Genomic DNA, 15,702 nt, shown 5'->3' on the forward strand with positions numbered 1-15,702 from the left:
GGCGCCGCCCTCCCACCTCATCGCCCTCACCACCCCGCCCGCCGCCACGCCCCCGCCCGCAACCGGGAACCCGGCCGGCGGCGCGCGCTTCGCGCCGTACGTGGACACCTCCCTCCACCCGGCCTACGACCTGGTCGACACGGCGGCCAGGACCGGCGTCAAGGAGTTCCACCTCGCCTTCATCACCTCCGGCGGCGGCTGCGCCCCGCTGTGGGGCGGGGTCACCGAGCTCGCGAACGACAAGGTCGCCGCGCAGATCGGGGCCCTGCGGGCCATGGGCGGGGACGTACGCGTCTCCTTCGGCGGCGCCGCCGGGCACGAACTGGCCCTGAACTGCGGCTCAGCCGAGGAGCTGGCCGCGGCCTACGGCAAGGTCGTCGACCAGTACCGACTGACCAAGGTCGACTTCGACATCGAGGGCGCGGCCCTGCCCGACACCGCCGCCAACACCCGCCGCGCGCAGGCCATCACCCTCCTGCAGGCCTCCCACCCCGGACTGGACGTGGCCTTCACCCTGCCAGTGATGCCGGAGGGCCTCACCCAGCCGGGCGTGGCCCTGTTGGCGGACGCGAAGAAGAACGGCGTGCGGATCCACGGCGTCAACATCATGGCGATGGACTACGGACCCGCCTACAGCGGTGACATGGGCCGGTACGCGATCCAGGCCGCCACGGCCACGCAGGCACAGCTCAAGGGAGTACTGGGCCTCTCCGACGCGGCGGCCTGGAAGACCGTCGCCGTCACCCCGATGATCGGCGTCAACGACGTCACGACCGAGATCTTCACCCTCGCCGACGCCGCCCAGCTCGTGGACTTCGCGCGTGAGAAGGGAATCGGCAGGCTGGCGATGTGGTCCGCGACCCGCGACCGGCAGTGTGCGGCCGGGGTCGTGAACCACGCGGACGCGACGTGCAGCTCGATCCTCCAGCAGCCCCTGGCCTTCACGAAGGCCCTCGGAGCCCTCCGCTAGGCCCGCGGGCACCCACGCGACCGGGTCGGTTCACGAGCTCGTGAGGACGACGAGGCGCTGGGTCGCGCGGGTCATCGCGACGTAGCGGTCCACGGCGCCTTCGATGCCCTCGCCGAAGGTGTCCGGGTCGATGAGGACGACCAGGTCGAATTCGAGTCCCTTCGACAGGGTCGGCGTCAGCGTCCGGACGCGGGACGCCGACGGGAACGCGGTGTCCTCGACGCCATCGGCGGTGATGACGCAGGCGACCCCGTCGGCATGGGCGCCGAGCCAGTCGTCGAGGACCGCGGCCAGGTCCGCGACGCGGCCGTGCGTGACGGGGATGCCGCTGCTGCGGACGGAGGTCGGTACGTTCGCGTCGGGGAGTGCCGCGCGGATGGCCGGCTCGGCCTCGGCCATGACCTCTTCGGGGGTGCGGTAGTTGACGCTCAGGGAGGCCATGGCGATCCGGTCGAGCCCGGCCCGTTCGAGCCGCTCCCGCCACGACTCCGTGAACCCGTGCCGGGCCTGCGCGCGGTCCCCGACGATCGTGAAGCTCCGCGACGGGCACCGGGTCAGCAGCATCTGCCACTCGGCGTCGGTCAGCTCCTGCGCCTCGTCCACGACGATGTGGGCGAACGGGCCGGCGAGCAGGTCCGGTTCGGCGCCGGGCAGGGCGTCCCCGTCGATCAGGGCGTCCTGCAGATCCCGTCCGCGCAGCATCCCCACTGCGCCCTCGCTCTCGTCGATCTCGGTGTCCTGGAGCAGCCGGTCGATGACCTCGGACCTGCGCGCCCGTTCGGCGGCGACGGCGGCCTCGTGCCGGCGCTTGCGCACGGAGGCCTCGGCGTCACCGAGCCGCCGGCGGGCGGCGTCCAGGATCGGCAGGTCCGACACCGTCCAGGCCTGGGCGTCCGCGCGCTGGAGGAGGGACACGTCATCGGGACCGAGCCACGGAGCGCACTTGCGCAGGTAGGCGGGCACCGACCACAGGTCTCCGACGAGTTCGCCCGCGTCGAGCATCGGCCAGGCACGGTTGAGGGCGGTGACCAGGTCCCGGTCCTGGAGCAGCGAACGGCGCAGCAGCTGGGGCGAGACGTCGCTGTCGTCCTTTTCCATCAGGATGGTGAGCAGCTCCTCCCTGATCTGGTCGCGTGCCTCGTTGTGCGGGGTGCCCGGTTCCACCGCCTCGAACGCGGCCGCCCAGTCCTCGGCGCTCAGCCAGATGTCGGACCAGTGGCTGGAGACCGTCATCCCCTCGGTGGGCGGCTCCTCGTAGATGCGGACCGCCGCCTCGACCGCCTTCACCAGGTCCGCGGAGGACTTGAGGAGGGCCGCGCGCGGGTCGGCCTCGGCCACCGCGCCGGCCCCCTCGGTGACGAGGTCGCGCAGGACGCAGGTCTGTACGCCCTCCTCGCCGAGGCTGGGCAGTACGTCCGAGACGTAGGCCAGGTAGGGCCGGCTCGGACCGACGAACAGCACGCCGCCGCGGCGGTGACCGAGCCGGGGGTCGGAGTAGAGCAGGTGGGCGGTGCGGTGCAGGGCGACGACGGTCTTGCCCGTACCCGGACCGCCGTCGACGACGAGTGCGCCCCGGGATCCGGCCCGGATGATGGCGTCCTGGTCGGTCTGGATGGTGGCGAGCACGTCGCGCATCCGGGCCGACCGGTTGCCGCCCAGGCTGGCGATGAACGCGGACTGGTCGTCGAGCGCGGCGCGCCCTTCGAGCCCGTCGGCGGAGAACACCTCGTCCCAGTAGTCGCTGATCCGGCCGCGGGTCCAGCGGTACCTGCGACGGCTCGCCAGCCCCATCGGGACGGCGTGCGTCGCGGCGAAGAAGGGCTCGGCCGCCGGGGAGCGCCAGTCCAGCAGCAGCCGGTTCCCCGCACTGTCGGTCAGGCCGAGGCGCCCGACGTACACGGGCTCCGAGCCGTCGGCCGGGACCATGTGCCCCAGGCAGAGGTCCAGCCCGAAGCGGCGCAGGGTCCGCAGCCGGCTGGTCAGGCGGTGGATCTCCGCGTCGCGGTCCATCGCCTCCCGGCCGATGCCGCCGGGCGCCTTGCGCGTGGCCTCCAGGCGGTCGGACAGTTCGGCGATCGTCTGCTCCAGGCAGTGCGAGACGGCCGCGAAATGCCGTTCGTCGCCGTTGATCAGAGCCGGGTCGGCCTTGGGGGAGAGGTGGTCGGGAAGTTCGAACGCGCTGGTGGCGGTCGCCGTCGACCCGACGGAACCGTGTGATCCATAAGATGACATATCGGCACGCACTGAGTGAATCTCCCCATTTCAGCAGGTTCTGGCCTCGGTCCGCGATTCTGCCCCAGGGCGGGGGCCTTGCCGCAAGCCCCCCAGTGCGCTATATGTTGTAAGTGGCAAGGAGTGCGTTCTCCTCTTGGCCCATTCTTTTCGCCCCCTGAGCCCCCTCGTTCACCGGCCCGCTGAGGCCCGGCGGCGACGCCTGGCTACAGTACGGCCATGACCTCCGAGGCCGTGCCCCTTCACCTCACGAAGCCCGCTCCGGCCCATGTGGTGGCCGTACTCGCCTTCGACGGAATGGCTCCCTTCGAACTGGGCGTGGTGGTCGAGGTGTTCGGCCTGGCCCGGCCCGAGCTGGGGGACCTGCCCTGGTACGAGCTGCGGGTCTGCTCGGCGGAACCCGGCCGGGACCTGCGCGTGGTGGGCGGGTTCACGCTCCGCGCCGAGCACGGGCTCGACGCCCTCGCGGCCGCGGACACCGTGATCATCCCCGGAGTCTCCCCGGCGGGCGGCCCCATCGCGCCCTCGCTGGTCGACGCCCTGCTCAAGGCCCACGCCCGGGGCGCACGCCTGGTCTCCATCTGCTCGGGCGCCTTCGCGCTCGCCGCGACCGGCCTCCTCGACGGCCGCCGGGCCACCACCCACTGGCGCTACGCCCGCACCCTCGCCGAGCGCCATCCCGCGATCGAGGTCGACGCGGACGTCCTCTACGTCGACAACGGCGACGTGCTCAGCAGCGCGGGCAGCGCCGCCGGCATCGACCTCTGCCTCTACCTGGTCCGTGCCGACCACGGCGCCGCCGTCGCCAACACCGTGGCCCGCCGCTTCGTCGTACCACCCCATCGCGAGGGCGGGCAGGCCCAGTTCATCGAGGCCGCGGTCGGCGAGATAGGACCCGACGGCGCCGACGACGGCATCTCCCGGAGCATGGCCTGGGCGCTTCAGCGGCTGTACGGCCCGCTCTCGGTCCCGGCCCTGGCGCGCGCGGCGAGCATGTCGGAACGCTCCTTCCTCCGCCACTTCGCCCGTCGCAACGGGGTGAGCCCGATCCGCTGGGTGGTCTCCCAGCGGATCGCGGCGAGCCTGCCGTTGCTGGAATCGGGCGAGGGGACGGTGGACGAGGTGGCCGCGGCGGTCGGCTTCGATTCCACCGCCACGTACCGGCACCACTTCAACCGGCAGATGCGGACCACGCCGACGGCCTACCGGAAGGCGTTCGTCAGGGTCGCCGCACCCCTGGCGGGATCTTGACGAGTGCGGGCGTTTACGCCACTCGTCGTGGGGGTGGCGGGGGCAGAGGATGGAGTCATCGCCGCAAGGGAGTCCGCTAGGGAGTCCGCAAGGAGCCCACCCGGCCGGCGAGCCCCCGCCCTTCACCCGCACAAGGAGTTCCCCGATGTCCGCGACCGTCTCGACCGCCGTCTCCACCGAGATCACCAGCGCCGTCCTCTCCGTCCCGGCCGCCGCTCCGGGCGTCGCGGCGGCCCACTACGCCGCCCGCCTCGCCTTCGAGGCCGACGTCTCGGACGTACGGGCCGACCTGCTCTCCGGTGTCCCCGGCCTGGTGGTGGTCGACTCCCGCAGCGAGGCCGCCTGGGACCAGGGCCACATCCCGGGAGCGCTGCACCTGCCGACCGCGCGGATCGCGGAGCTGGCGCCTTCGCTGATCGACCCGGCGCTCACGGTGGTCACGTACTGCTGGGGCCCCGGCTGCAACGGCGCCACGCGTGCGGCGCTGGCCTTCGCCCGCCTGGGCTACCAGGTGAAGGAGATGCTCGGCGGGTTCGAGTACTGGGTCCGCGAGGGCTTCGCCTTCGAGACCGCCCAGGGCGCCGACCAGCGCGCGATCGACGATCTGACCGCCCCGCGCTCGGGCATCTCCTGCGCCTGCTGAAGGCTGTTCGGTCCCGTTCCCCCGGAAGGGTCCGCGCTCTCAGACCGCCAGCGCCGTCGTGATCACCAGGGGAGGCTTCGCCCGCTCGGCCGACCAGGTGCGGCCGGCGGCGAGGTCCGCGTCGACGAGGCCGGGGAGGCCGAGGGCCTCGTCCACCGTCGGGCGGTGCTGGCCGAGGTCCGCGAACCCGGCCCGCAACAGCAGGGCCGGGTAGAAGTCCACGGGCCACGCGTGGTTGGGCATCACCTGCCAGCTGCTGTCCGTGCGCCGCAGCCGTACGGGCAGCTCGTCGCCCGGGGCGTACGCGCCACCCGGGTCGCCGATGCTCAGCGAGGCGTACTCCGTCCCGCTGCACGCGGGATCGGTGGCCAGCAGGACGAAGGGGCCGCCGGGCCGCAGGATCCGGCGGATCTCCCGGAAGACCGCGAGCACCGCTTCCGCGGTGGGCAGCGAGGCCAGGACGTGGTTGCACATCACGGCGTCGGCGCTGCCGTCCGCCAGACAGGCCGCGCGCCCGTCCGTGACGAGGTGATATTCGGCGACCGCCGTCCCCGCGCCGCGGGCCAGCGCGAGCATCTCCGGGGAGGTGTCCACGCCCAGGACCTTCGCTCCGAGCTGCCGGGCCGCCTGGTCGGCGACCTTGCCCGGCCCGCATCCGTAGTCCACCAGGACGGATCCGCCGCCGATCCACCGGGCCAGGGTCCGGAAGACGAAGGGGTACCCGAGCAGCCAGTCCGTGGCCGCCTCCACGGCGGCGAAGGCCTGCGCGCCCTCCGGCCCGGACCAGGCGACGGGCTCCTGCTCGCCGCCGTGGTCCGCACCGCTCGCCGTGGCTCGCGCGGCTCGTCCGGTTCCCTCTGGCCAGTCGCTCACAGTTCCCACTATCGGGCCGTGGGGGCCTGGCCCGCATCCCGCTGCGCCGTCTCGGCGATCCGTTTGACGGCCGCCAGCCGCCGGTCCCAGTCGGCGGCGAGGGTGGCCATCCACCGGGCCGTCGCGTCCAGGGCGGCGGGCCGCACGGTGTACCGGACCTCGCGCCCGACCCGGTTGCCGGAGACCAGCCCGGCGGCGTCCAGGACGGCGAGGTGCTTGACCACCGCCTGCCGGGAGACGGGCAGCCCCTCGGCGAGCGTGGTCGCCGTCACCTCGCCGCGGGCGGCGAGCAGGCCGAGCAGCTTGCGCCGGGTCGGGTCCGCCAGCGCCACGAGGACGTGGTCGACCGCCTCGTCGGCGCCGGGGTGTTCCCCGCTCACGCGGCCGGTTGTTCGGCGCGCTTCGTGAAGGCGTCGAGCACCTGCGGCCAGCCGCCGGTGTTGTCCTCCAGCGCCTTGCCGCGCAGTTCCTCGGACCCGGCCAGGGCCGCGAACCCGCTCTCCACGACGCGGAGCCGCGTCTTGTCGCCCTCGCGGCTCAGCGTGAACTCCACCAGGGTGCTGTTGTCCTCGCGCAGTTCCTGCCCGGGGAAGGCGCTGGCCCACCGGTACGCCAGGTAGGTCGGCGGCTCGACCTTCTCCACCCGTACCGGGAACTCGCCGTACTCGCTGTTCCGCGCCACGACCGACTGCCCCTCCTCGGCCACCGTGCCGGCCAGGCTCCCCTCGTCGGCCACCCAGAAGCCCGGCTCGGCCACCAGGGACCAGACCCGCTCCAGGGACGCCTCGATCAGGGTGTCGCGTTCGATCCGGTCCGTGTTCATCAGGGACTCCTTCGTCGCAGGCCGTTGGATGACTGAGTGCAACTCCAGAGTTGCACGTCACTCGGCATCGCGCAACCGTGAGGTTGCGCGAGGACGGGTGGTGCGCGTTCGCCTACGCTCGGGTCCATGGTGCAGAGCAAGGCGGAAGACGTGGACGAGTACCTCGCCGAGGTTCCCGAGGAGCGCAGGGCGGCACTGACCCGGCTGCGCGAGCTGTGCCGTACCGAACTGCGCGGATTCGGCGAAGTGATGGCGTACGGGATGCCCGTGTACGAACGGGAGGGCGTCGGGGAGGTCGCCTTCGCGAGCCAGAAGCAGTACATCTCCTTCTACCTGATGCGCGCCGATGTCCGCGAAGCCTTCGAGGAGCGGCTCGCGGGCCATGACATGGGCAAGGGCTGCCTGCGCTTCCGCAGACCGGAGAAGATCGACTTCGCGCTCCTGGAGGAGCTGCTGCGGGCCACGGCGGCCGCTCCCGGGAAGGTCTGCTGACCACCACGGCCCGAGGCCGTCGGAACCACGAAAAAAGAAATCTGAACGCAGGCTGTCACAACCGCCCGCCGGCCGGTGTCTTGTGTCCGAACCCTCGAAACGAAGGAGACGGACACCATGGCTGCGAACACCAACGTGATCGTGATCGGCGGCGGCTACGCCGGAGTGATGGCGGCCAACCGCCTGAAGCAGCGCGAGGACGTCGCGGTGACGCTGGTCAATCCGCGTGCGGTCTTCGTGGAGCGGATCCGCCTGCACCAGCTGGCGGGCGGAACCCACGAAGCCGTAGTCGCGTACGAGAAGGTCCTGGCCGAGGGGGTGGCCCTGCTCGTCGACTCGGTCGAACGGATCGACGCCGCCGAGCGCAGCCTGACCCTGGCGTCGGGAGACCGGGTCGCCTACGACTACCTCGTCTACGCGGTGGGCAGCGGCAGCGCGGACCCGACCGTGCCGGGAGCGGCGGAGTTCGCCCACCCGATCGCCACCCTGGAGGACGCGCAGCGGCTGCGGCCGGTCCTGGACGCCGCGCCCTCGACGGCCGCGGTGACCGTGGTCGGCGCCGGTCCGACCGGCATCGAGACCGCCGCCGAACTGGCCGAGCAGGGCCGGGACGTGACCCTGGTCTGCGGCGGGGTCCTCGGCCCGTACCTCCACGCGCGGGGCCGGCGTGCGGTGGCCGGCCGGCTGGTGGCGCTCGGCGTGACCGTGCTCGAAGGCCCGGACACCAAGGTGACGGCCGTGACGCGCGACGCCGTCCGGCTCGCGGACGGCCGCGAACTGGCGAGCGCCGTGACCATCTGGACCGCCGGTTTCGGCGTCCCGGACCTGGCCGCGCGCAGCGGGCTGAGCACCGACGCCCTGGGCCGCCTGCTCACGGACGAGACGCTGACCAGCGTGGACGACGGGCGCCTCTTCGCGGCCGGGGACTCGGCGGCGCCCTCGGGCCTGGCTCCGCGGATGAGCTGCCAGGCCGCGACGCCGATGGGCGCGCGGGTCGCCGACACGGTGCTGAGCCGGATCGCGGGCGAGCAGCCGGAGACCCTCAACTCGGTGTTCGCCGGCCAGTGCATCAGCCTGGGCCGAGGCGCCGGCATCTTCCAGTTCGCCCACAAGAACGACACCGCGCTGTGGTTCCACATCGGCGGGCGGCCCGGCGCGAAGCTCAAGGAATTCGTGTGCAAGGGCACGGTCAAGCACCTCGCCGAGGAGGCCGGCAAGCCGGGTTCGTACGGCTTGCACCGCGTGTCGGGAGGCGACGCCCGCGGCCGGCGTCTGGAGGCCGAGCATGGCGGGATCAGGGCCGCCGCCGAACAGACCGCTTGAGCCGATCGGCCTCTCCGGTGATCATGAGCGGATTCGAACCGCCGGAAGACCGACGGCAACTGACGGAAGTGAACCAACCGTGGACACACCCTTGCACGGCCCCGATCCGGCGACCGAGACCTTCGTCGCCCACCGCAACCTGCTCTTCACCGTCGCCTACGAAATGCTCGGCTCCGCGGCCGACGCCGAGGACGTCCTCCAGGAGACCTGGCTGCGCTGGGCGGGCGTCGATCTCGGCACGGTCACCGATCAGCGGGCCTACCTGGTACGGATCACCACCCGCCAGGCGCTGAACCGGCTGCGCACCATGAGCCGCCGCAAGGAGGCCTACGTCGGCCAGTGGCTGCCGGAGCCGCTGCTCACCACGCCGGACGTGGCCGAGGACGTGGAACTGGCCGAGAGCATGTCGATGGCGATGATGCTGGTCCTGGAGACGCTCGGGCCGACCGAGCGGGCCGTCTTCGTGCTCCGCGAGGTGTTCGGCCTCGACTACGAGGAGATCGCGACCGCCGTCGACAAGACACCGGCGGCCGTCCGGCAGATCGCGCACCGGTCCCGCAAGCACGTCGACGCCCGCCGCCCCCGCCAGACGGTTTCCGCGAGCGAGACCCGGGCGGCCGTGGAATCGTTCCAGCGGGCGTTCGAAACCGGGGACCTGCAGGGCCTCCTCGACGTGCTCGCCCCCGAGGTCGTCTACATGGGTGACGGCGGCGGCATCAAGCACGCCGCGCTGCGGCCGATCGTCGGCGCCCTCAGCGTGGCCCGCGTCTTCGCCGGCATGTCGGGCAAGGCGGCCAAGGGCGGCATCTCGTTCTCCTTCGCCCCCACCATGGTCAACGGCACCCCGGCCCTGGCCGTCCACATCGACGGAGAGTTCGACGGAGTCATCGCCTTCCACGTCGAGGACACCCGCATCACCGGCCTCTACTTCGTCCGCAACCCGGAGAAGCTGTCCCACGTCGCAACCGAGACCACGCCCACCCTGCGGTGAACGCCGGGCGGTATCCGCCCGGCGGGGGAGGGACTGGCAGCATGTCACCCATGCCCTCCCCTCCCGCCGCTGGTTCCGAGCCCGTACCCGCCGGACCGGTCCGCCACCAGGACCACGGCATGTGGCTCGCCCGGTTCACCGCGCGGCTGCTCGTCGTCTGCCCGCGGTGCGGCGGCCGCGCGCTCGTCGTGCCGAGGCCCGGCCTCGCGGAGCGGAAACACTCCGGCGAACTGCTCTTCCAGCCCCGCCGTCTCGCCTGCGCCGGCTGCGGGGCGGTCGCCGACCGGTCGGCCCGGGAGCGGGACAACGCCCTGGTCGGGGTCTCGGTCGGCGGCACCGAGGACCCCTTCTTCCGGCGTCCGCTCTGGCTGCAGACCCGCTGCGCGGGACGGATCCTGTGGGCCTACGACGAGGAGCACGTCGAAGCCCTCGCCGCCTACGTGGGCGCCCGGCTGCGTGAGCGGCACGCCTCCCCGACGCTGTCGATGTTCGCCCGGCTGCCGGCCTGGATGAAGTCCGCGGCACGCCGTGACGAGGTACTGGCCGGCCTGGAGACCCTGCGGACCCTCGCCGGGCTCTCGGCCCCCGCCGACCGCTCCGACGCGGCCCACGAACGGGACGACCGCCCGCGCCACCAGGGCAGCGTGTTCTTCCGCGGCGGCCCGTACTGAGGACCGGACCGCTGGGCCTCGGAGGCACGCACCCGCCGAATGCGGTGCGCCGGGGGGACCCGTACGTGTGGCGGTTGGAGGGGATGGCGGGGTGAGGGGCCGCCTCGCGGGTACCTCGCATGCGAAACCCCGTCGCAGGAGGAACCCCATGCTCGGTACCGACTACCGCACCGGCTCGCCCAACTGGATCGACCTGGGGAGCCCCGACATCCCCCGGGCGGCGGCCTTCTACCGGGCCGTCTTCGGCTGGGAGTTCCACCTGCTCGGGGCCGAGGCCGGCGGGTACGGGTTCTTCCAGGTGGACGGGAAGACCGTCGCCGCGGTCGGGCAGCTCGACCGCGGGGGCGACCTCCGCGTGGACCGTGTACTTCCGGACCGACGACGTGGAGGCCACCACCCGCGGCGTACGCGACGGCGGGGGCGCCGTCCGCGTCGAGCCGATGGACGTCATGGGGGAAGGGCGGCTCGCGCAGTACACCGACCAGCAGGGCGCCGAGTTCGCCGTCTGGAAGCCGGGCCGGACACCGGGCCTCGAGCTGACCTCCGTCGACAACGCGCTGTGCTGGGTCGAACTGCACGTGCCGGACCCGATGGCGGCGCTCGCCTTCTACGGAGCCCTCTTCGGGACGCGCTCGCAGGAGATGGAGGCGCCTGGCATGACCTACCAGGTGCTCAGCCCCGCCGCCGGGGACCAGGAGGACGGCTCGTTCGGCGGGGTGGCACCGCTGACGGAGGGGGAGACGGACGCGCGCTGGGTGCCGTACTTCGCGGTGGCGGACGTGGACGCCGTGGTGAGCACCGCGCGGATCAGCGGCGGCGCGGTGCTGATGCCGGGCGCGGACGTGCCCGACGTCGGTCGGATCGCCTGGCTGGCGGACCCGAGCGGGGCGGTCTTCGCCCTGCTCAAGGCCGCGCCGCCGGCGGAGTGACCGTGACCCGGACCGGTCAGCCGGTGAAGGCCTCGACGAGTGTCCAGACGGCCAGTGCGGCCATGCACAGGGCGCCGAAGCGCTGGACGGTCTTGAGGGGGACCCGCTTGGCGATGAAACGGCCCACGACCAGGGCGAGGGCGGAGACCGACATGAGGGCTGCGGCGGAGCCGATGGCGGTGGGCAGCCAGCCGTTGGTGGCGGCGAGGTTGGCGGTGGTGATCTGGGTCAGGTCACCCCATTCGCTGATGAAGACCGCCATGAACGCCGTGGTGTAGACGGGCCAGAAACCGGTGACGGTCTTGGCCGCCGAGTCCGCCTCGTCGTCGTCCGCGCCGGCGCGCATCATGACGACGGCGCCGAAGGCGAAGAGGGCGGCGGAGACGAGCTTGACGGCCATGTTCGGCAGCATGCCGATCAGGCTTCCGGCGCCGACCGCGATGGCCACGTGCACGATGAACGCCGTGGAGGTGCCGAACCACACGTACAGCGGTCGCATCCGGGTGCCCATGGCCAGCGAGGCGAACATGGTCTTGTCGGGGAGCTCGGCGAGGAAGATCAGACCGAAGGCGGTGAAGATCGCCACGGGGTCGAGAGCCATTCCGGGTGCTGCTTTCTGCTGGAGCCGGGCTCTCATGGCTCGGATCGGCACCCAGCGGGAGGCGACGGGAAGAACCACTCGGCCCGGCACGACGAAGCGGCCCACACGGTGATGTGGGACGGGTCATGCCTTGGCCGAAGGTCTCGTCCGCCCCGCACGTGAAGCGCGGTGGCCCGGTGGCCGGGACCCGTCGGGGCGTCCAGTATGTCGACCAGCGGTTTTCGGGACTACTCCCCTTCGCTGCCGACAACTGTAACAGCGGCGGCGAGTGCCCCGGGAGGGCCGGAAGTCCCGGGCCCGGCTATCCGAAACGGACCGGGAGGTACGTGACCCCGTTGATGAAGTCGGAGCGCAGGCGGCGCACCTCCCCCGCGAGGGACACCTCCGGATGGCGGCGCAGGAGCTCCCGGACCAGGGCCTTGATCTGCGTGCGGGCGAGGCCGGCCCCCAGGCAGAAGTGCGGGCCGCCGCCCCCGAAGGCGAGGTGCTCGTTCGGGGTGCGGCGGATGTCGAAGGCGAAGGGGTCGGCGAAGACCTCCTCGTCGCGGTTGGCGGAGGTGTAGTACGTGACCACCTTCTGCCCCTCGGCGACGGGCTGCCCGCGCAGGACGGTGTCACGGGTGGCGGTGCGCCGGAAGTTGTGGATCGAGCCGCCCCAGCGCAGGAACTCCTCCGTCGCCGTGTTCCACAGGGCCTCGTCCTCGGGGGCCGCAGCCAGTTCGGCGCGCGCCGCGGGGTGGTCGATCAGGGCGATCAGGGCTCCGGAGAGCAGATTGCGGGTGGTCTCGTTGCCCGCGACGCACAGCAGCACGAAGAACATGTTGATCTCGTCCGGCGACAACCGGTCCCCGTCGACCTCGGCGTGGACCAGCGTCGAGAGGATGTCCTCCCGGGGGCGGGCCCGCCGCTCGGCGGCCAGCGCGTCGCAGTAGGCGTAGATCTCGGCGGCCGCGAGATCGCTGTCGTGCTTGCCGGCCGAGAGTTCGGGGTCCTGGGAGCCGGCCATCCGGTTGCTCCACTCGAAGATCAGCCGCTCGTCCCCCTCGGGCACGCCGACCATCTCGCAGATCGTCTGGATCGGCAGCCAGGCGGCGACCTCGTCGACGAAGTCCATGTCCCGGCCCGGGGTGACCGCGCGCGCCACCAGGGTGACCGCCCGCTCCTGGATCCGGGCCGCGAGCCTCCGTACGACCCGGGGCGTGAAACCCGCGCTGACCAGCGAGCGGTACCGGGAGTGGCGCGGGGCGTCCATGCCCAGCAGGACCAGGCGCAGGGTCTCCAGGGACTCGGGGTTCTGGTCGCGGATCATGAACGAGCCGAGTTCGGTGGACCACAGCTCCGGGTCGCGGCTGACGGCCTTGACGTCGGCGTGGCGGGTGACGGCGTAGAAGCCGGCGTGCCGGCCCGGCACCTCGTGCCAGTGGACCGGGTCCTCGCGGCGCAGCCGGGTGAACTGGGCGTGTGGGACCTCACGGGCCCAGGTGTCCTCAAGGAGGTCTATCTCGCCGGTGGGCAGCACGGGGCGGTTCCCTTCGTCGGACGGATCGGGGGTGGCGCGGATCGGAGTGGCGCGGATCGGAGTCGGTCGGGCCGGAGTCGGGACAGGCCGGGTGGAGAGCCGTACGGGTCAGGAGGCCCTGCCGAGGCCCAGGACCGCGCCCAGGGCTTCGACGACGAGCCCGTCGGGGACTGCGCGCGGTTCGAGGCGGTGCTGCATGGCGAGTCCCAGGAGGACACCGAGCACGAGGGCGCCGGTCTCCTCCGGCGTACGGGTCAGGGGGGTGCCGGTGGCCTCGGCCCAGTCGGCCAGGCCCTCACCGAGCTGCGCGCGGATCTCGGTGTAGCGCGTGAGGGTCGCGTGCAGTTGGTCGATTGGCCTGGTTTCGTGGGCGATCGGCTGATTCGTTGATCGTACCTTCGGCCGTGTCCTGGTGGCTGGGCCCTCGTTGTACGGGGCAGAACGGCCTGCCGCTTGGTGGGCCCATGAGAATCCGCCCCGTGCCCAGGAAGCGACGCGGGGTCCCCGCCCCACCCGGGTCCACACCGGGCGGAAAGCGTCCGGCGGGGCGGTAGCTGTAGCCACCGAATCGCCGCACCCAGCGGCGGCACAGGCGGCAGGCACCGCACACGATGAGCACCCGAGCCGCATCCAGCGGCACGGACACGCGGCACACCGCAGGCCTCCACACCCTGCCCAGCACCACAAGCCGCCTCCCGGGCAGACCTGAAACTCAGGCCCGCCGCCTAAGCTCATCAGAGACGCTGCCCCACATCGCGGAGAAGTGCACAGCGGGGTCGGCCGGGTCGCCGGACGAACTGTCAAGTGACATCGGGCGCCTCCACCGGCCCCGGCCCCCGCATGACCGCCGGGGCGCCCGGTGGGACGCTGAAAGGGTGCGCGCCGCCCTGATGGAGCTCCGTACGGGCACCGGCCCCCTGCCGGCGGCCGCACGGCGGGCCGTCCGGGTCACCCTCGCCGCCGGCATCGGCTTCTACGGGTTCCTGTACGGGCTGGACCGGCCCGTCGAGGCCACCTACGCGCTCTTCGCGGCCGTCGCGCTGGCCGGGCTCTCCCGGATCCCGGGCAGCGGACGCCTGCGGGCCCGGGTCGTCGCCCGCGTGCTCCCCGCCGCCTGCGCGCTGGTGGTCCTGGGCACCTGGCTGTCCGTGCGGACCTGGGCCGCCGTGGCGGGGATGCTGGTCATCGGCTTCTGCGTGGCCTTCTCCTCGGCGGCCGGACCCCGCCTGGCGGGCGCCGCGCCGGGACTCCAGCTGCTGTACATCCTGCCCAGCTTTCCGCCGTACGCCCCCGACACCCTCGGCCAGCGGCTGACCGGCACCGTCGCCGGAGTGCTGCTGCTGATCCTCGCCGAGGCCACCGTGCTGCCCGACCCGGCCGTCCCCGGCTACCGGGGCCTGGCCGCCGGAGCCGCGGCCGAGGCGGCCCGGTGCGCCGCCGTGCTGGAGCGGCCGCCCCACACCCTTCCCGCGGCGGAGTCCGCCCGGGCGTCGGAGCGCGCGCAGGCCCTGCGGCCCTCCCGGGTCGGGGAGGCCCAGCGGCCCGCGGGACCCGGCGTACGGGAGCGCGCGCTGGCCCACACCGGGCTGGCGGCCCGGACCCTGCTGGCCCGGCTCCGGTCCCTGCCCCCGCCGGATCCCGGCCCGTGGGCCGGGCCGGCCGGGCTGGACCTCGTACGGGCCGTGCGCGAGTCGGCGGCCGGGACGGCCGGGCTGCTCGGGGCGGGGACCCCGCCCGCCACGGACTCCACCCGGCTGCGGAACCTACAGGTCGCCCTCGCCCGGACCCCCGTGACGGGGCCCGGGCCCGGGTTCCGCAACGCCGCGCTGGTGGAGCTGGCGGATGCCGCGCTCGTGTTGCGGGGCGCCGCCGGGATAGCCGTACGGGGGCGTGCGGGGGCCGCTGACGCGGCGGAGACGGGGGCGGGCCCGCCGACCGGGCCCGCCGACCGGTTCTGGTACGCCGAGGAGGGGCCGGTTCGGCTCTGGTGGTACCGGCTGGCCGCGAACAGCGGGACCCGGTCCGTGCACTTCCAGAACGCCGTCCGGCTCGGCGTGGCCCTCGCCGTCGCCCGGGCCGTCGCGGGACTGGACTCCCTGCCGCACGGCTTCTGGGCGATGCTCGCCGTCCTCAGCCTGACCGGCACCAACGCGGTGCAGACCCGGGCCACCGTCCGGCTGGCCCTGATCGGCACCCTGGTAGGCGCGGTCGCCGCCGGCGGGGTCCTCGCGCTGGCCGGGGAGGTGAGCACGGTGTACGCGATCGTGCTGCCGCCCCTGATGCTGTTCGCGTTCTGCGTCGGGCCCGTGCGCGGCGTGGGCTGGGCGCAGGCCATGTTCACGCTGGTGGTGGCCATGGCCTTCGCCCAGCTCGCCCCCGTCACC

At 73.0% G+C, this 15,702-nt stretch carries 16 protein-coding genes; 9 read left to right on the forward strand and 7 right to left on the reverse strand.

Going from position 1 to position 15,702, the window contains the following annotated elements:
- The coding region (locus AC061S_RS42935; RefSeq protein WP_478691312.1) for a chitinase at positions 1 to 970 on the forward strand (970 nt) is incomplete at its 5' end.
- 30 nt (positions 971 to 1,000) lie between these two features.
- On the opposite strand, the gene helR is transcribed toward AC061S_RS42935, so the two are convergent.
- Complete coding sequence (gene helR, locus AC061S_RS42940; protein WP_478691313.1) at positions 1,001 to 3,202, reverse strand: RNA polymerase recycling motor ATPase HelR; 2,202 nt, start codon at positions 3,200 to 3,202, stop codon at positions 1,001 to 1,003.
- Positions 3,203 to 3,421: 219 nt separating this feature from the next.
- Between helR and AC061S_RS42945 the strand changes: the two genes are divergently transcribed.
- Together AC061S_RS42945 and AC061S_RS42950 are read left to right on the forward strand one after the other, a co-directional pair.
- Entirely contained in the window at positions 3,422 to 4,453 is a 1,032-nt protein-coding gene (locus AC061S_RS42945; protein ID WP_478691314.1) for a helix-turn-helix domain-containing protein, read from the forward strand.
- Between the two features lie 145 nt (positions 4,454 to 4,598).
- Complete coding sequence (locus tag AC061S_RS42950; RefSeq protein WP_478691315.1) at positions 4,599 to 5,096, forward strand: rhodanese-like domain-containing protein; 498 nt, start codon at positions 4,599 to 4,601, stop codon at positions 5,094 to 5,096.
- A gap of 39 nt (positions 5,097 to 5,135) precedes the next feature.
- On the opposite strand, the gene AC061S_RS42955 is transcribed toward AC061S_RS42950, so the two are convergent.
- From AC061S_RS42955 to AC061S_RS42965, 3 genes are read right to left on the reverse strand one after another with little or no spacing between them, the layout of a single operon-like run.
- On the reverse strand, positions 5,136 to 5,969 hold the full coding sequence (locus AC061S_RS42955) for a class I SAM-dependent methyltransferase (protein ID WP_478691316.1): 834 nt from the start codon (positions 5,967 to 5,969) through the stop codon (positions 5,136 to 5,138).
- 8 nt (positions 5,970 to 5,977) lie between these two features.
- Entirely contained in the window at positions 5,978 to 6,349 is a 372-nt protein-coding gene (locus AC061S_RS42960; protein WP_478691317.1) for an ArsR/SmtB family transcription factor, read from the reverse strand.
- Complete coding sequence (locus AC061S_RS42965; protein ID WP_478691318.1) at positions 6,346 to 6,792, reverse strand: SRPBCC domain-containing protein; 447 nt, start codon at positions 6,790 to 6,792, stop codon at positions 6,346 to 6,348. The genes AC061S_RS42960 and AC061S_RS42965 overlap by 4 nt, the downstream gene beginning before the upstream one ends.
- Positions 6,793 to 6,918: 126 nt before the next feature.
- Here AC061S_RS42965 and AC061S_RS42970 point away from each other — a divergent pair, with 126 nt between their 5' ends.
- The 5 genes from AC061S_RS42970 (at position 6,919) to AC061S_RS42990 (ending at position 11,198) form a co-directional block, all read left to right on the forward strand.
- Entirely contained in the window at positions 6,919 to 7,284 is a 366-nt protein-coding gene (locus AC061S_RS42970) for an iron chaperone (RefSeq protein ID WP_478691319.1), read from the forward strand.
- Positions 7,285 to 7,401: 117 nt separating this feature from the next.
- Positions 7,402 to 8,607, forward strand: a complete 1,206-nt coding sequence (locus AC061S_RS42975; RefSeq protein WP_478691320.1) for an NAD(P)/FAD-dependent oxidoreductase — start codon at positions 7,402 to 7,404, stop codon at positions 8,605 to 8,607.
- 79 nt (positions 8,608 to 8,686) lie between these two features.
- Positions 8,687 to 9,598, forward strand: a complete 912-nt coding sequence (locus AC061S_RS42980) for an RNA polymerase sigma-70 factor (protein ID WP_478691321.1) — start codon at positions 8,687 to 8,689, stop codon at positions 9,596 to 9,598.
- Positions 9,599 to 9,648: 50 nt separating this feature from the next.
- Positions 9,649 to 10,269 (forward strand): hypothetical protein, encoded by a 621-nt coding sequence (locus AC061S_RS42985; protein ID WP_478691322.1) that lies wholly within the window; start codon positions 9,649 to 9,651, stop codon positions 10,267 to 10,269.
- A 362-nt stretch (positions 10,270 to 10,631) separates the two neighbouring features.
- Positions 10,632 to 11,198, forward strand: coding sequence for a VOC family protein (locus tag AC061S_RS42990; protein ID WP_478691323.1), 567 nt, complete (start codon positions 10,632 to 10,634; stop codon positions 11,196 to 11,198).
- Positions 11,199 to 11,214: 16 nt separating this feature from the next.
- Here AC061S_RS42990 and AC061S_RS42995 read toward each other — a convergent pair whose 3' ends face one another.
- The 3 genes from AC061S_RS42995 to AC061S_RS43005 all read right to left on the reverse strand — a co-directional run bounded on the left by AC061S_RS42995 (position 11,215) and on the right by AC061S_RS43005 (position 13,882).
- Positions 11,215 to 11,799: a TMEM165/GDT1 family protein gene (locus tag AC061S_RS42995; RefSeq protein WP_478691324.1), complete on the reverse strand. Its 585-nt coding sequence runs from the start codon at positions 11,797 to 11,799 to the stop codon at positions 11,215 to 11,217.
- 301 nt (positions 11,800 to 12,100) lie between these two features.
- On the reverse strand, positions 12,101 to 13,318 hold the full coding sequence (locus AC061S_RS43000) for a cytochrome P450 (protein WP_478691325.1): 1,218 nt from the start codon (positions 13,316 to 13,318) through the stop codon (positions 12,101 to 12,103).
- A gap of 108 nt (positions 13,319 to 13,426) precedes the next feature.
- On the reverse strand, positions 13,427 to 13,882 hold the full coding sequence (locus AC061S_RS43005; protein ID WP_478691326.1) for a hypothetical protein: 456 nt from the start codon (positions 13,880 to 13,882) through the stop codon (positions 13,427 to 13,429).
- 311 nt (positions 13,883 to 14,193) lie between these two features.
- Here AC061S_RS43005 and AC061S_RS43010 point away from each other — a divergent pair.
- Positions 14,194 to 15,702: FUSC family protein (locus tag AC061S_RS43010; protein ID WP_478691327.1), on the forward strand; the 1,509-nt coding region annotated here is incomplete at its 3' end.

Source organism: Streptomyces sp. CA189 (assembly GCF_056428985.1).